Genomic DNA, 16,319 nt, shown 5'->3' with positions numbered 1-16,319 from the left:
CAGCGCGACGGATCAGAAACGTGCGCGCAGGCCGACCGACCAGGTGCGGCCGTAATCGGTGTAGCCGCCGAACAGGCGGTCGCCGACGTACTGGCGCTGCACGGCGCCGGTGAGATTGATCGCGTTGACGAACACCGAGAGGGTGTCGTTGACCTTCCAGGCCACGTTCGCATCGAGGCTGCCGAACCTGTCGCTGTTGAGCGTGGCGACGTTGGCGGTGCCGACCGCGTTGACGATGTCGTCGCTCCAGCCGTAGCTCACCCGCGCCATCAGCGGCCCCTTCTCGTAGAACAGCACCGCGTTGTAGGTGTTCTTGGCCACGCCTTCGAGGCTGTCGGTGAAGCTGCGGCTGCCGTCGCGATAGGTGGCCTCGCTGTCGGTCCAGGTGTAGTTGAGCTGCATGCCCAGCCCGTCCAGCGGCGTCGGCAGGCCGGCGAAGACCTGCTGGTAGGCCACTTCCACGCCCTTGACGCTGGCCTGACTGCCGTTGGTCTTGGACGAGAGCAGGTAGGTCTGGCCCTGGTACTGCAGGTTCGACAGCTGGGTCTGGATGAAGCGCGAGATGTCCTTGTAGAACACGCCGCCGGTCAGCGCCGAGGTGCCGTCGATGTACCACTCGAAGGTCAGGTCGTACTGCCAGGCCTCGAACGGGCGCAACGACGGATTGCCGCCGCTGGCGGTGAGGATTTCGCCGCTGGAGTTGAAGGTGAGCTTGGACGACAGGTCGGTGAGGTCCGGGCGGGTGATGACCTTGGCCGCGGAGCTGCGCAGCACCATGTCGTCGCGCACGTCCCAGGCGGCATTGAACGAGGGCAGCGCGTTGCTGTAGCTGCGCGCGAAGTGCACCGGTTGCGCGCTGCCGTCGACGTCGGCGTGGCCGTCGGTGGTCTGCTCGGTGCGCACCAGGCGCACGCCGAGGTTGCCGCGCAGTTCGCGTCCGGCCAGTTGGCTGCCGAAGTCGGCCATCGCGTAGGCCGAGCCGATCTTTTCCTTCACCTCGTAGGAGTTTTGCAGGTCGGCGCTGTTGGGCGTGTTGACCAGATCCGCGGCGGTCGGCCAGGTGCCGAAGAAGGTCGATTCGATCGGCGCCAGCCAGTGCCGCGGCAGGTTGCCGTTGGCGTCGGCGAGCATGTCGTCCACCGGCAGCGCGGTGAAGTTGCCGGCCGGGAAGCGCACGCCGGCGATGCTGGTCAGCAGCAGGTCGGCGCGATCGTAGGTGCGCGAGCGCTGCCGGTACTTGGCGCCGACCTTGAGCTCGCGGAAGAAACCGTCGCCGAGCGCGCGCTTGGCGTCGAACTGCAGCGCGTCCTCCTTGTCGCGCGCGTCGATCTCGCGCCATTCCAGGCGTCGGCCGGCCACGCTGGCCGGGTTGGTCGGATCGAAGCCGTTGGTGAAGCGCCAATCGGGTACGTCATCACCATCGGCCTGCGGCATGTCCACGCGCATCGACAGGTTGGTGCCGCTGCGCAGGCGCGTGCGCCGGATCGGATCGGAGTCGTAACTATGCGCTTGCGAGTGGAACGCCACCGCACCCAGCGTCCACGCATCGCCGCTCCAGGTGCTGGACAGGCGCGCGCTGCGGTTGTCGTCGGTGATGCCGGAGGTCTCGCGCGAGATCTGCACCTGGCCGTTGCGGTAGTCGAAGCCGGCGACGCCGCCGTGCGCCACGCGCAGGTTGCTGAGCTTGGCCAAGCTGTCGAAGCCCACTCCCAGGCTGTATTCGTCGTAGTGCACGGTCTGCTTGGCGTAGAGCAGGTCCAGGTTGGTTTCCCAGGCCGCGCTCGGCTTCCATTGCAGCGAGGCGGCGATGCCGGTGCGCTCGCGCTGCTCCAGTTCCAGCGTCGGACGCAGGCCGGTGGCCACATAGTTGGCGCCGGGCACGCCCGGCACGCCGTCGCGGTAGTAGTCCCAGCTCACTTCGTTGACCCGGTCCTGGCGCAGGCTGCGCTGCGCGTAGGCGCCGGAAAGCAGCAGGCCGAAGGTGCCGTCGGCATTGACCCAGTTGAACAGTCCGGATACGCGCGGATCGTTGGCGTGGGTGCGCTGCGCCTGACTCGATTCCAGCGACACGTTGGTCAGGGGTTTGCCCAGTTCCAGCGGGCGAAAAGTGCGCACGTTGACGATGCCGCCGATCGCGCCTTCGTCCAGGTCGGCGGTGGGGCTCTTGATCACCTCCAGGCCGGCGACCAGTTCCGCCGGCAGGGTGTCGTAGCGGAACTGGCGTCCGGTCTGGCCGGAGGTGCGCACGTTTTCGTTGACCGCCATGGTCTGGCCGTTGAGCGTGGTCACCTGGAAGTTGGGGCCGAGGCCGCGCACGCGCACGTACACGCCTTCGCCGCGGTCGCGCACGATCGACACGCCGGGCACGCGCTGCAGCGCTTCGGCCACGTTCTGCGCCGGCAGCTTGCCGATGTCCTCGGCGGCGATCACGTCGACCACGCTGTCGGCGTAGCGCTTCTCGCGCAGCGCGGCGCTGAGGCTGCCGGCGTAGCTGCCGAGCACCTGGATGCCGTCCAGTTGCTTGACCGGTGCATCCGCAGGCGTTGTCGGTGCCGGCGCTGGGACGGCGGTCATCGTCGCCGGTACGGTAGCGGCGGTTTCGGCCGGCGCGCTCGCTGCCTCGATCGTCACCGTGGTCGGCGTCAGGAAGCGGTAGCGCAGGCCGGTGCCGTCGAGCAGTTGCTGCAGCGCCTGCTCCGGCGCCACGCCGGCGCTGCTGCCATGCGTCTGCGGGTTGCCGGTGCTGCCGGCGGCATAGACGAACTGCAGGCCGGTCTGCCGCGACAGGGCATTGAGCGCACGCGCCAGCGGTTGCGCGGGAATCGCATCGACCGCGACGGGTGCGGTCTGCGCGCCAGCGGCACCGGCATGCAGGGCGAGGGCGATGGAAAGGAACAGGGTGCGGCGCATCGTCGGGTCCTGTGAGAGCGGGGGGAGTGGTGCGCGCGGCATCGCCAGTGGGCGGTTGCCTGCGCTGTCCCTGGACTACGAGGTACGACGGCGAAGATCGGGCACCGTTTTTCGATGAATTTTCTGTGACACGTGCGGGGAGTGCTGGCGTCGCGTGCGCGCACGAATGCGTGCGTGCACGCTGCGTGTGACGCGTTGATGGCACGCGACTGCGCGCCGGCCGTCTGGTCTGGACGATGCGTGCGCTGCGCAGTGCGCGCCACGCACCTGCCGCGCTACTCCAGGCGTGCTTGCGTTTGGGTACGGCTGCGCACGTGGATACCGTTGGCGCTGGTGCGTACCTGCAAGGTCGGCTGCGCATCCAGGAACGCGCGCAATGCGGCGACGTCGTCGCCACGCAGATTGCCGGTCAGCCGCATCGCCCCGGCATCGGTGTCGTCGATCAGCAGGCGGGTGCGGTTGAGTCGGTTGAAGTCCTCGGCGACGTTGGCCAGCGGTTCGTCGCGGAACACGATGCGGCGTTGCCACCAGGCATGCATGGCCGCGACGTCCTCGTTGCCCAGTTCGACCCGGCCATCGGCGGTGTCGATGCGCGCGCTCTGGCCGGCGCCGAGGTCGGCCAGCATCGGCTGCTGCGGCTGGTCCTGCCGCCACACGTGCACGCGGCCGGCCGAGACCTCGATGCGCGCCTGATCCTGGTGCAGGGCGATGTCGAAGGTGGTGCCGATGTCTTCCACGCGCAGGCCGCCGGCCTGCACCTGCAGCGGGCGCCGGTCGGCGGCGACCACGAAACTGGCCTGGCCCTGCAGCAACTGCAGCGTCCGGCTCCACGGCGTCAGCGTGGCGCGCACCTGGGTCTGCGCGTTGAGCCGCACCGTGCTGCCGTCGGCCAGTTGCACGCTGCGTTGTTCGCCGAGCGCGGTGCGGTAGGTCTGACTGGTCGGCCAGTTCCAGCCGACCAGCACCGCGACCGCGCACACCGCGGCGGCTGCGGCCAGGCGCCAGCGCGGCGCGGCACGGGTGCGCGCGTCGCGCGCTGGTGTCGCTGTCGCTGTCACGCGCCGCGGCACGGGCAGGGCGATCACGTTGCCGGTTGCGGCGGCGGCGTCGTCGCTGGCGAGCAAGGCGTCCACGTCCAGGTCCATGCCGCGCAGCGCCTCGCCGAGTTCGCCGGCCACACGCTGCATCGCCAGATACTCGCGCAGGTGCTGCGGCGAGGCGGTCAACCAGTCCAGCAACTGCTGTTCCTGTTTCGCATCCAGCGGCTGCATGCGCTGCACCGCATGCCAGTGCGCGGCCTCGGCGATGGCGCTGCGCGACGAGAAGGCGCTGTCGTTCACCAGCGGTCCCCGCTGTCGGCCAGCGCGCGGCGGCAGGCCGACAGGCCGCGCACCACGTGCTTCTTGACCATGTGCGGCGACACGCCCATGCGTTCGGCGATCTGCTTGTAGCTCAGCCCGTCGCGGTACTGCATCACCAGCACCGCACGGGTGCGCGCGGGCAGGTCGGCGAGCAGGGCCTGCAGGTGCTGCTGGCGCTGCCGCTGATGTGCGCTGTCTTCCACGTCGTCTCCCGCTGCCAGCAATTGCGAGAACTGCTCCATCTCGTCGATGCGCAGCGGCGCCTGGCGGCGGCGCGCGGCCTGTTCGCGCGCCAGGTTCTGCGCGACGGTGTACAGATAGGCTTCGGGATTGGCGATGGCCTCGCCCTGCTGCCGATGCGCGCGCAGCAGCCGCAGATAGGTCTCCTGCACCATGTCCTCGGCGTCTTCGCGCGCGCCACGGCGCACGAAGAAGCCGCGCAGCACCGGGCCGTGTTCGGCGAACATGCGCGCCCATGCGCGTTTGGGGTGAGCCGCCACCGAGCCTGCCTTGTTCCTTGGGTGCGGCGCAGGCTAGAAGCTGCAGATGACGGTTCGGTGACGTGGGGGGCGATGCGCGTGGAAGAAGGCGGCCTGCTTCGCGACGCGTGCGGGTGACGTCGCGCGGCTTCCAATCTTCAGAAAAGCGGCATCTGTAGGAGCGGCTTCAGCCGCGACCACGCGTTACCGGTGGCGCCTGTCGCGGCTGAAGCCGCTCCTACGACATCACGGTGATGCGTGGCGAATGCGGCGGTTGGAAGTGGCCTGCAGTCGCGACGTGGGCTATCGGGAACGCCTGTCGCGGCTGAAGCCGCTCCTACGAAAGTCGTGGAAGCATCTCGCTGCGGGCGCTAATGCGAATCGCGCGCCACCGCATCGCCGCTGCTGCCGACCAGGAAGTCCAGGTCCGCGCCCAGGTGCGCCTGCTGCACGTGCTCGACGTAGAGCTTGCTCCAGCCGCGCGTCGGTGCCGGCGGCGGCGTCCATTCGCTGCGCCGGCGCAGCAGTTCCTCGTCGCTGACTTCCAGGTGCAGCGCGCGGCCAGGGACGTCGAGCTCGATGATGTCGCCGTCGCGCACCAGTGCCAGGGTGCCGCCGGCGGCGGCCTCGGGCGAGGCGTGCAGCACCACGGTGCCGTAGGCGGTGCCGCTCATGCGCGCGTCGGAGATGCGCACCATGTCGGTGATGCCGGCACGCAGCAGCTTCGGCGGCAGCGGCATGTTGCCGACCTCGGCCATGCCGGGGTAGCCGCGCGGGCCGCAGTGCTTCAGCACCATGATGCAGTCGGCGTCGATGTCCAGCGCCTCGTCGTCGATGCGCGCCTTGAAATCCTCGATGCTCTCGAACACCACCGCGCGCCCGCGGTGCCGCAGCAGGTGCGGGGACGCGGCCGAGGGCTTGATCACCGCGCCGTCAGGCGCCAGGTTGCCGCGCAGCACGGCGATGCCGGCCTCTGCGCGGACCGGTGCGTCCAGCGGATGGATCACCTCGCGGTTCCAGCACGGCGCCTGCGCCACGTTCTCGCCCACGGTGCGGCCGTTGACGGTGCGTGCGTCCAGCGCCAGTTCGCTGCCGAGCTCGCGCATCACCGCCGGCAGTCCGCCGGCATAGTAGAAGTCTTCCATCAGGTACTGGCCGGACGGTTTGAGGTTCACCAGGCACGGCAGCCGCGAGCCGAGCCGGTCCCAGTCGTCCAGCTGCAGCGGCACGCCCACGCGGCCGGCCAGGGCGAGCAGGTGCAGTACCGCATTGGTGGAGCCGCCGATCGCCGCATTGACCTTGATCGCGTTGGCGAACGCATCGGCGGTCAGCACCTGCGACATGCGCAGGTCCTCTTCCACCATCTGCACGATGCGCCGCCCGCTGAGCCGGGCCAGCCGCGCGCGGCGCGCGTCCACGGCCGGGATCGCCGCGTTCTCCGGCAGCGACATGCCCAGCGCCTCGACCATGCTGGCCATGGTCGACGCGGTACCCATGGTCATGCAACTGCCCTTGGAGCGCTGCATGCAGGCCTCGGCCTCGACGAAGTCGTCCTGGCTCAGGGTGCCGGCGCGGACCATCTCCGACATCTCGATCACGCCGGTGCCCGAGCCCAGCGGTTGCCCGCGCCAGTTGCCCGACAGCGACGGCCCGCCGGACACGCCGATGGTCGGCAGGTCCACGCTGGCCGCGCCCATCAACAAGGACGGGGTGGTCTTGTCGCAGCCCATCAGCAGCACCACGCCATCCAGCGGATTGGCGCGGATCGATTCCTCCACGTCCATGCTGGCGAGGTTGCGGAACAGCATCGCGGTGGGGCGCATCTGCGTTTCGCCCAGCGACATCACCGGGAATTCCAGCGGGAATCCGCCGGCCTCGTACACGCCTTTTTTGACGTGTTCGGCCAGTTCGCGCAGGTGGCCGTTGCACGGGGTCAGTTCCGACCAGGTGTTGCAGATGCCGATCACCGGGCGGCCATCGAACATGTCGTGCGGATGGCCGGCGCTCTTGAGCCAGCTGCGGTAGTAGAAGCCCTGCTTGCCTTCGCGCCCGAACCACGCCTGGCTGCGGCGCGGCGGTTTGCTGGGTGAGCCCATGTCGGCGGATTCCTCGAGTCCAGGACGCCGGGATCCGCCTGCGCGCAAGCCACCCCCGGATGCTTTACGTCGGCGATGCTAGCGGGCATATTGATACGTGAAAAATAGCAAATATCTTCGAATGGATATTTGTTTTCATATATCGAAATCCTATCCACCTAGAGCGAAACGGCATGGACAACTCGGCAAGCGCGGCGCCTTCCTCCCTCGACAACGCAACCTACGGCAGCCTGCGCGGCCGCCGCGTCTTCATCACCGGCGGCGGCTCCGGCATCGGCGCCGCGCTGGTGGAGGCCTTCGCTGCGCAGGGCGCGCAGGTGGCCTTCGTCGATGTCGCGGCCGAGGCCAGCGCCGCGCTGGCCGAGCGGCTAGCCGCGGGCGGCCTGACCGCGCCCTGGTGGCGCCGCTGCGACGTCACCGACGTGGCCGCGCTGCAGGCGGCGATCGGCGCGGCGGCGGCCGAGCTGGGCGACTTCCACGTGCTGCTCAACAACGTCGGCAGCGACGACCGCCATGCGCTGGAGGCGGTGACGCCGGAGTACTGGGAGCGCTGCGTGTCGATCAACCAGCGTGCGGCGTTCTTCGCGATCCAGGCGGTGGTGCCGGGCATGCAGCGGCTGGGGGGCGGTTCCATCGTCAACCTGGGCTCCACCGGCTGGCAGAGCAAGACCGGCGGCTATCCGGTCTATGCCACCGCCAAGTCCTCGGTGAACGGCCTGACCCGCGGCCTGGCCCGCGACCTGGGCGCGGCGCGGATCCGCATCAACGTGCTGACCCCGGGCTGGGTGATGACCGAGCGCCAGGTCACCCTGTGGCTGGACGAGGCCGGCGAGCGCGAACTGGCGCGCAACCAGTGCCTGCCGGACAAGGTGATGCCCGACGACATCGCGCGCATGGCGCTGTTCCTGGCCTCGGACGAGGCGCGCGCGATCACCGCGCAGGAGTTCGTGGTGGATGGCGGCTGGACCTGAGCCAGGTCCGGCGGCGGGCGGTGTAGGGATGCCCTGCGGGGTGGCGTCGGCTCGGACAGGGCCATAGCGGAGGAGGTGTCCCGCTTCGCGCGTCGGGGCTGAAGCCCCTCCCACAAACAGCCTGGCGCTGCTGCTGGGAGGCGCGTTGTGGGAGGGACTTCAGTCCCGACGCGATCAGCTGTCCGCAGTCAGCGACGGCGCGGTCGCTGCCACGGCGACGCCGTAGACCGTGGCGGCCGCCTCCTGCAGCGCCTGCAGCACGATCCGCGCGCCGGGCGACAGCAGCCAGTCGCGGCGGGTGATCAGGCCGAAGGCGTCCATGCGGCAGGACAGCGCCACCGGCACGATCGCCACGCTGCCGTGGTCGGCGAAATGCCGGGCCACGTCCTCCGGGACCACTGCGAGCGCGTCGCCATGCCGCAGCAGCTGCGGCAGCACCACCAGCGCCGAGGTCTCGATCACCCGCTTGGGCGCCTCCAGCCCGGCGTTCTGGAACATCAGTTCGAAGCGGTGGCGCAGCACGCTGCCGTCCGGCGGCACGATCCACGGTGCCTCGGCCAGCACGGTCAGTGTCGGCGCCGGCGCCGCCAGCAGCGGATGGCCGGGGCGGGCGATGGCGCAGACCTTTTCCTCGGCCAGCGCCTGGTAGTGCAGGTGGCGCTTGTCGTGCCGCGCGAACAGCCGCGCCACCACGATGTCGAGCTTGTTTTGCGCCAGTTGCTCCAGCAGCACGTCGCTGCCGTCCACGCGCAGGCTCACCCGCAGCAGCGGATGCTGCGCGCCGACCTGGGCCAGGGCCGACGGCAGCAGGCTCATCGCCGGGCCGGCGATCGCGCCGACGGCGACGCTGCCGGCATAGCCGGCCTTCAGCGCCTCGATCTCGGCGCCGGCCTCGCCGAGGCTGGCCAGGGCGATGCGCGCGTGGCGGATCATCGCCTCGCCGTACCAGGTCGCACGCATGCCGCGCGGCAGGCGCTCGAACAGCGGCACCGCCAGCATGTCCTCCAGGTCCTTGAGCAGCTTGGAGGCGGCCGGCTGCGACATGTTCAAGGTCTCGGCGGCGCGGTGGATGTTGCCTTCCTCCTCGATCGCCAGCAGCAGCATCAATTGCCGGGTCTTCAGGCGGGCGCGGACGAACCAGGGCGGGGCGGCGGGCATGGCGCTCACAAAGATACGAATGTTCGTATACGTTAAGCCAAAACCGATATTTGTTGCATATAGGTCGTCCGGCCAGAATAGGACCGGTGCATCGCGTCGCGCGTGTCCCGCGCCGCGCGCTGCGCGCCCGCATTCCGACAGGCGACCGATTCATGCGATTGATCCAGTTGCTCGATGACGCAGGGACCCCCGGCGTCGGCGTGGTGGAGGACGACGGCCGCCAGGTGCGGCTGTTGCGCGAGGTGGATTCGACCTACGCGCTGGCCAACGCGGCGCTGGCCGCCGGCAACCGCCTGGACGCGCAGGCGCAGCTCCTGCGCGGCGAGCGTGTGCTCGACTATGCCGCGCTGCTGGCCGCCGGCCGGGTGTTGCCGCCGCTGACCCATCCGGACCCGGCGCATTGCCGCGTCACCGGCACCGGCCTGACCCACCTGGGCAGCGCCGCGACCCGCGATGCCATGCACCAGAACCTGCAGCAGCAGGCCGAGCAGGGCACGCTCACCGATTCGATGAAGATCTTCCAGCTTGGCGTGGAAGGTGGCATCCCGCGCGACGGCCAGCCCGGCGCGCAGCCGGAATGGTTCTACAAGGGCGACGGCAGCAATCTGGTCGCGCCGGGCGCGCCGCTGCCGTCCCCGGACTTCGCCCTGGACGGCGGCGAGGAACCGGAGTTGGTCGGGCTGTACGTGATCGGCGCCGACGGCGTGCCGTACCGGCTCGGCTTTGCGCTGGGCAACGAATTCTCCGACCACGTCACCGAGCGCCAGAACTACCTGTACCTGGCCCATTCCAAGCTGCGCGCCTGCGCGGTCGGCCCGGAGCTGCGCATCGGCGACCTGCCGCGCGACCTGCGCGGCCACAGCCGCATCCGCCGCGGCGATGCGGTGATCTGGGAAAAGCCCTTCGTCACCGGCGAGGCCAACATGTGCCACTCGCTGGCCAATCTCGAGTACCACCATTTCAAGTACGCCGCGCACCGCGTGCCCGGCGACGTGCACCTGCATTTCTTCGGCACCGCCACGCTGAGCTTCGCCGACGGCGTGCAGGCGCAGCCTGGCGACCGCTTCGAGATCGAACTGCCCGAGTTCGGCGCGGCGCTGGTCAATCCCTTGCAGCGCGTCGAGAGCGGATTCGCCCTGGGCGGCGTGCGCGCGCTGTAGAACCGCACGGAGGTAGACATGACCCGACGTTTCCAGAGCTACATCGACGGCCGCTGGGTGGCCGGCGATGCGATCGCCCCCGACGAGAATCCGTCCGACCTGTCGGCACCGGTCGGCGAGGCCGGCGGTGTCGATGCGGCCACCGTGCGCGAGGCGATCGCCGCGGCCAACGCAGCGCAGTCGGCCTGGGCCGCGAGCACCCCGCAACAGCGCGCCGACGCGCTGGACGCGGTCGGCAGCGAGATCCTGGCGCGCAAGCAGGAATTGGGCGCGCTGCTGGCATCGGAAGAGGGCAAGACCCTGCCGGAGAGCATCGGCGAGGCGGCGCGCGCCGGCCAGATCTTCAAGTTCTTCGCCGGCGAGGCCTTGCGCATTCCCGGCGAAACGCTGGCCTCCACCCGGCCCGGGGTCAACGTCGAAATCACCCGCGAGCCGGTCGGTACGGTCGGCATCATCGCGCCGTGGAATTTTCCGCTGGCGATCCCGGCGTGGAAGATCGCGCCGGCGCTGGCCTACGGCAACACCGTGGTGTTCAAGCCGGCGGAGATCGTGCCCGGCTGCGCCTGGGCGCTGGCCGAGATCCTCAGCCGCGCCGGCCTGCCCAACGGCGCGTTCAACCTGGTGCTCGGCAGCGGCAGCACGGTCGGCCAGGCGCTGGTCGCCGAGCGCGGCATCGATGCGCTGAGCTTCACCGGCTCGGTGCCCACCGGCAACCGGCTGCTGCGCCAGGCCGCCGAGCGCGGGCTGAAGATCCAGTTGGAGATGGGCGGCAAGAATCCGCTGGTGGTGCTGGCCGATGCCGACCTGGACCTGGCGGTGGAGATCGCGGTCAACGGTGCGTACTTCTCCACCGGCCAGCGCTGCACCGCCTCGAGCCGGTTGATCGTCGAACGCGCGGTGCACGATGAATTCCTCGCGCGTGTGCGCACGCGCCTGGCCGCGCTGAAGATCGGCCATGCGCTGGAGCCGGGCGTGGACATCGGCCCGGTCGCCAGCGCCAGCCAGTTCGAACAGGACCGCGAGTACCTGCGCATCGCCCGCGAGGAAGGCGCCGAACTGCTCTACGGCGGCGAAGCGCTGGAATGCGCGCACCGCGGCTACTACCTGCGCCCGGCACTGGTCGCCGCGCAGCCGCAGCACCGCATCGCCCGCGAGGAAGTGTTCGGCCCGGTCGCGGCGGTGCTGGTGGCCGACGACTACGAGCACGCGCTGGCCCTGGCCAACGACACCGAGTTCGGCCTGTGCGCCGGCATCGCCACGCGCTCGCTGAAGCACGCCACGCATTTCAAGCGGCACGCGCAGGCGGGCATGGTGATGGTCAACCTGCCCACCGCCGGCGTCGACCCGCACGTGCCGTTCGGCGGGCGCAAGGCGTCCAGCTACGGCCCGCGCGAGCAGGGCCGGTATGCGGTGGAGTTCTACACCACGGTCAAGACCGCCTATACATCCGCACCATGAACTGATCGAACCAGCGCACGCCGGCCTGGGAGGGTGGGCGGCGCGTCGCGGCCTCAGGGCCCGTCCGCCGCCAGCGTGCCATCAACGAGGAGGGGCTATGCAGAAGCACAAGTCGGGAATGCGTGCGCTGGGCATCGTGGCGCTGCTGGGCATGGCGCTGGCCGCCTGTTCCGGCGGCGGCAAGGACGCGGGCAAGGCGCCCGGACAACTGACCGTCGGTTTCAGCCAGGTCGGCGCCGAGAGCGAGTGGCGTACCGCCAACACCGCTTCGATCAAGCAGGCCGTCGCCGATGCCGGCATGAAGCTGAAGTTCTCCGACGCGCAGCAGAAGCAGGAGAACCAGATCAAGGCGCTGCGTTCGTTCATCGCCCAGCGCGTGGACGTGATCGCGTTTTCGCCGGTGGTGGAATCGGGCTGGGAGACGGTGCTGCGCGAGGCCAAGGCCGCGAAGATCCCGGTGGTGCTCACCGACCGCGCGGTAAAGGTGTCCGACGACAGCCTGTACGTCACCCTGATCGGCTCGGATTTCGTCGAGGAAGGGCGCAAGGCGGCGCGCTGGCTGGTCGAGCGCTCGCCGCTGAAGGACGGCGACAAGCCGGTGCGCATCGTCGAGCTGCAAGGCACCGTCGGCTCGGCGCCGGCGATCGATCGCATGAAGGGCTTCAAGGAAATCCTGGCGGCGCATCCGCGCTTCCAGATCGTGCGCTCGCAGAGCGGCGACTTCACCCGCGCCAAGGGCAAGGAAGTGATGGAGGCGTTCCTGAAGGCGGAGGGGCGCAACATCGACGTGCTCTATGCGCACAACGACGACATGGCGATCGGCGCGATCCAGGCGATCGAGGAGGCCGGGCTGAAGCCGGGCAAGGACATCCTGGTGATCTCGGTGGACGGGGTGAAGGGCGCGTTCGAGGCGATGCAGGCGGGCAAGCTCAACGTCACCGTCGAATGCAATCCGCTGCTCGGCCCGCAACTGGTGCAGGCCATCCGCGACCTCAAGGCCGGCAAGACCCTGCCCAAGCGCATCGTGGTGGAGGAGTCGGTGTACACCCAGGACCAGGCCGCGGCCGAACTGCCCAAGCGCAAGTACTGAGGGCGCGCGCATGCATCCGCTGGTGCTGGAGGCGCAGGGACTGAGCAAGGCTTACGCCGGCGTGGCCGCGCTTGAGGACGTGGCGCTGCGCCTGCGCGGCGGCGAGATCCACGCGCTGATGGGCCAGAACGGCGCCGGCAAGTCGACCCTGATCAAGTTGCTGACAGGGGTGACGGCCGCCGACGCCGGGCGCATCGTGCTGGACGGCGCCGTTGTCGCGCCGGCGTCGCCGCAGCAGGCGCAACGGCTCGGCATCAGCACCGTGTACCAGGAAGTGAACCTGTGCCCGAACCTGTCGGTGGCCGAGAACCTGTTCGCCGGTCGCTATCCGCTGCGCGGCTGGCCGCGGCGCATCGACTGGCGCCGGGTCGAGCGCGACGCCGAGGCCGCACTTCAGCGGCTGGGCATCGCCATCGACGTGCGTCGCGCGCTGGGCACCTATCCGGTGGCGGTGCAGCAGATGGTGGCGATCGCGCGTGCGGTTAGCGTCTCGGCGCGAGTGCTGATCCTCGACGAACCGACTTCCAGCCTCGACGAGGGCGAGGTGGCCGAGCTGTTCCGGGTGATGCGCGCGCTGCGCGAGGCCGGCATGGCGATCCTGTTCGTCACCCATTTCCTGGACCAGGTGTATGCGGTGGCCGACCGCATCAGCGTGCTGCGCAACGGCCGCCTGGTCGGCGAGGACACGCCCGACGCGCTACCCGCACCGCAACTGGTCGCGGCGATGGTCGGGCGCGCGCTCGACCCGGCCAGCGCCGCAGCCGCCGCGGTGCGCGCCGCCGCGCCCGAGGACGCGGCGCCGCTGCTGCAGGCGCAGGGCCTCGGCCGGCGCGGCCAGCTGCACCCGACCGATCTGCAACTGCGCCGCGGCGAGGTGCTGGGCCTGGCCGGCCTGCTCGGCGCTGGCCGCACCGAACTGGCGCGGCTGCTGTTCGGGCTGGACCGCGCCGATCGCGGCCGCGTGTCGATCGACGGCCGCGACGTGGCCCTGCGCGGCCCGCCCGACGCGATCGCCCACGGCCTGGCGCTGTGCCCGGAAGAACGCAAGACCGATGGCATCGTCGCCGAGCTGTCGGTGCGCGAGAACATCGTGCTGGCCTTGCAGGCGCGCATGGGCCTGCGCCGGTTCCTGGCGCCGGCCGAGCAGGTGCGCATCGCGCAGGGCTATGTGGACGTGCTGGGCATCAAGACCGCCAGCCTGGACACGCCGGTGGGGCTGTTGTCCGGCGGCAACCAGCAGAAGGTGGTGCTGGCGCGCTGGCTGGCGACGCGGCCGCGGCTGCTGATCCTCGACGAACCCACCCGCGGCATCGACATCGCCGCCAAGCAGGACATCATGACCCGGATCCTGGCCTTGGCCCGCGAGGGCATGGCGGTGCTGTTCATTTCCGCCGAAGTCGCCGAGATCGCGCGCATCGCCGACCGCATCGCGGTGCTGCGCGAACGCCGTCTGGTCGGCGAACTGCCCGGCGGCTGCGGCGAGCGTGCGATCTTCGACCTGATCGCCGGGAGCGCGGCATGAGCGCCGCCGCCACGCCCGATACGACTGCCGCGCGCTGGCCTACGCGGCTGCGCGCGCACCCGCTGTTCTGGCCGCTGGCGACGCTGGCCGTGCTGCTGCTCGGCAACGGCGTGTTCGACCCCGGCTTCCTGAGCCTGCAATGGCGCGACGGCCATCTGTACGGCAGCCTGGTCGACATCGGCAACCGCGCCGCGCCGCTGGCGCTGGTGGCGATGGGCATGACCCTGGTGATCGCGGTGCGCGGCCTGGACATCTCGGTCGGCGCGGTGGTGGCGATCGCCGCGACGGTGGCGGCCTGGATGATCGGTGGCGGCGAACACAGCCGCTTCCCGCTGTGGGCGGTGCTGCTGGCGCCGCTGCTGGTGGCGGCGCTGTGCGGGCTGTGGAACGGACTGCTGGTGGTCAAGGTCGGCATGCAGCCGATCATCGCCACGCTGATCCTGATGGTGGCCGGGCGCGGTATCGCGCAACTGCTCGGTGACGGACAGATCCTGACCATCTACTACCCGCCGTACTTCTATCTCGGCAACGGCTTCCTGCTCGGCCTGCCGTTCGCCTTGTTCGTGGTCGCCGCGGTGTTCGTGGTGTTGCAGCTGCTGCTGGGGCGCACCGCGTTGGGGCTGTTCGTGCGCGCCATCGGCCACAACCCGCGGGCGGCGCGGGTGGCGGGCGTGCGTGCGCGGTCGATCGCGGTGCTGCTGTACGTGTTCTGCGCATTCAGCGCCGGCCTTGCGGGATTGCTGATCAGCTCCAACGTCAAGAGCGCCGACGCCAACAACGCCGGGCAGCTGATGGAGTTGGACGCGATCCTGGCGGTCACCCTCGGCGGCACGCTGCTCGATGGCGGCCGCTTCAGCCTGGCCGGCAGCGTGATCGGTGCGCTGATCATCCAGACCCTGACCGCGACCATCTATGCCTTCGGCGTGCCGGCGCAGGTCACCATGCTGATCAAGGCGCTGCTGGTGTTCGCGGTGATGCTGCTGCAATCGCCGGTGTTCCGCGCCAACCTGCGCAGCTGGATCAGGCGTTCGCCGCCGCAGGTGCGGCCATGAGCGCGGCGGCGCCGCGCGCGACCGTGTCCGGCCTGCGCAAGGCGGCGGGCACGCTGCAGGGCGCGCGCCTGCCGCTGGCGATCACCGTGGCGCTGTTCGTGGCCATGCTCGCGGCCGGCGGCGTGCTCTACGACGGTTTCCTGGCACCGCAGGTGCTGGCCAATCTGCTGATCGACAACGCCTTCCTCTGCATCGCCGCGGTGGGCATGAGCCTGGTGATCCTCAGCGGCGGCATCGACCTGTCGGTCGGTGCGGTGCTGGCCTTCAGCACGGTGCTGTCGGCGTCCCTGGTCGAGCGCCACGGCTGGTCGCCGCTGGCGGCGATCCCGCTGGTGCTGCTGCTCGGCAGCGTCTTCGGCGCCGCCATGGGCCTGCTGATCCAGCGCTACCGCCTGCAGCCGTTCGTGGTCACCCTGGCCGGCATGTTCCTGGCGCGTGGCGCCAGCTATCTGATCAGCGTCGACTCGATCCCGATCACCGACCCGCTGTACACCGCGATCGCGCAGGCGCGACTGCCGCTGGGCGGCGGCGCGTCGCTGTCGGTCGGCGCGCTGATCGCGCTGGCGATGGTGGCGCTGGGCATGTGGCTGACCCAGTGCACCCGCTTCGGCCGCTGCGTGTACGCGCTCGGCGGCAGCGAGGCCTCGGCGCGGCTGATGGGCCTGCCGGTGGAGGCGACGCAGGTGCGCGTCTACGCCTTCAGCGGCTTCTGCTCGGCGCTGGCCGGGGTGGTGTGCACGTTCTACATGTTGTCCGGCTACAGCCTGCATGCGCAGGGCCTGGAGCTGGACGCCATCGCCGCGGTGGTGATCGGCGGCACCCTGCTCGCCGGCGGCAGCGGCTACGTGATCGGCACCCTGTTCGGCGTGCTGATCCTGGGCGCGATCCAGACCTTGATCGTGTTCGACGGCACGCTCAGCTCGTGGTGGACGCGCATCGTGATCGGCGGTTTGCTGCTGCTGTTCTGCCTGTTGCAACGGCTGCTGACCCGGCGCCTGCCGGCTGGGGATGCCGTTGCCTGACGAAGGGCAACGCGCGGTGGCGAGCACCGTGCCGGGTGCA

General features: G+C 70.1%; 12 protein-coding genes. 7 read left to right on the top strand and 5 right to left on the bottom strand.

What is annotated here, in order from left to right:
• Window positions 1-12 precede the first annotated feature (12 nt).
• From QN245_RS15220 to QN245_RS15205, 4 genes are all read right to left on the bottom strand, one after another.
• Window positions 13-2,910 carry a TonB-dependent receptor gene (locus tag QN245_RS15220; protein WP_317843579.1) on the bottom strand — a complete coding sequence of 966 codons (2,898 nt, stop codon included), beginning with the start codon at window positions 2,908-2,910 and terminating at the stop codon, window positions 13-15.
• Window positions 2,911-3,185: 275 nt separating this feature from the next.
• Window positions 3,186-4,250: a FecR family protein gene (locus QN245_RS15215; protein WP_425612874.1), complete on the bottom strand. Its 1,065-nt coding sequence runs from the start codon at window positions 4,248-4,250 to the stop codon at window positions 3,186-3,188.
• The gene (locus tag QN245_RS15210) at window positions 4,247-4,771 is read right to left on the bottom strand and encodes an RNA polymerase sigma factor (protein WP_167087356.1); all 525 of its coding nucleotides are present in this window, start codon (window positions 4,769-4,771) and stop codon (window positions 4,247-4,249) included. The genes QN245_RS15215 and QN245_RS15210 overlap by 4 nt, the downstream gene beginning before the upstream one ends.
• A 350-nt stretch (window positions 4,772-5,121) precedes the next feature.
• Window positions 5,122-6,846 (bottom strand): IlvD/Edd family dehydratase, encoded by a 1,725-nt coding sequence (locus tag QN245_RS15205; protein ID WP_160964394.1) that lies wholly within the window; start codon window positions 6,844-6,846, stop codon window positions 5,122-5,124.
• Between the two features lie 173 nt (window positions 6,847-7,019).
• Between QN245_RS15205 and QN245_RS15200 the strand changes: the two genes are divergently transcribed.
• Complete coding sequence (locus QN245_RS15200) at window positions 7,020-7,817, top strand: SDR family NAD(P)-dependent oxidoreductase (protein WP_317843578.1); 798 nt, start codon at window positions 7,020-7,022, stop codon at window positions 7,815-7,817.
• A gap of 174 nt (window positions 7,818-7,991) precedes the next feature.
• Here the strand turns inward: QN245_RS15200 and QN245_RS15195 are convergent, their stop codons facing one another.
• Window positions 7,992-8,975: a LysR substrate-binding domain-containing protein gene (locus QN245_RS15195; RefSeq protein ID WP_317843577.1), complete on the bottom strand. Its 984-nt coding sequence runs from the start codon at window positions 8,973-8,975 to the stop codon at window positions 7,992-7,994.
• A 152-nt stretch (window positions 8,976-9,127) separates the two neighbouring features.
• Between QN245_RS15195 and araD1 the strand changes: the two genes are divergently transcribed.
• From araD1 to yjfF, 6 genes are all read left to right on the top strand, one after another.
• Complete coding sequence (gene araD1, locus QN245_RS15190) at window positions 9,128-10,135, top strand: AraD1 family protein (protein WP_317843576.1); 1,008 nt, start codon at window positions 9,128-9,130, stop codon at window positions 10,133-10,135.
• 18 nt (window positions 10,136-10,153) lie between these two features.
• Complete coding sequence (locus tag QN245_RS15185) at window positions 10,154-11,593, top strand: aldehyde dehydrogenase family protein (RefSeq protein ID WP_317843575.1); 1,440 nt, start codon at window positions 10,154-10,156, stop codon at window positions 11,591-11,593.
• A 97-nt stretch (window positions 11,594-11,690) separates the two neighbouring features.
• Window positions 11,691-12,683, top strand: coding sequence for an ABC transporter substrate-binding protein (locus tag QN245_RS15180; RefSeq protein WP_317843574.1), 993 nt, complete (start codon window positions 11,691-11,693; stop codon window positions 12,681-12,683).
• A gap of 10 nt (window positions 12,684-12,693) precedes the next feature.
• Entirely contained in the window at window positions 12,694-14,205 is a 1,512-nt protein-coding gene (locus QN245_RS15175) for a sugar ABC transporter ATP-binding protein (protein ID WP_317843573.1), read from the top strand.
• On the top strand, window positions 14,202-15,257 hold the full coding sequence (locus QN245_RS15170) for an ABC transporter permease (RefSeq protein WP_184643933.1): 1,056 nt from the start codon (window positions 14,202-14,204) through the stop codon (window positions 15,255-15,257). The genes QN245_RS15175 and QN245_RS15170 overlap by 4 nt, the downstream gene beginning before the upstream one ends.
• Window positions 15,254-16,279, top strand: a complete 1,026-nt coding sequence (gene yjfF / locus QN245_RS15165) for a galactofuranose ABC transporter, permease protein YjfF (RefSeq protein WP_317843572.1) — start codon at window positions 15,254-15,256, stop codon at window positions 16,277-16,279. Before QN245_RS15170 ends, yjfF begins: the two co-directional genes overlap by 4 nt.
• Window positions 16,280-16,319 lie beyond the last annotated feature (40 nt).

This window comes from Xanthomonas rydalmerensis (assembly GCF_033170385.1).
Lineage (GTDB): Bacteria > Pseudomonadota > Gammaproteobacteria > Xanthomonadales > Xanthomonadaceae > Xanthomonas_A > Xanthomonas_A rydalmerensis.
This window is presented reverse-complemented; position numbering and strand designations above follow the sequence as displayed.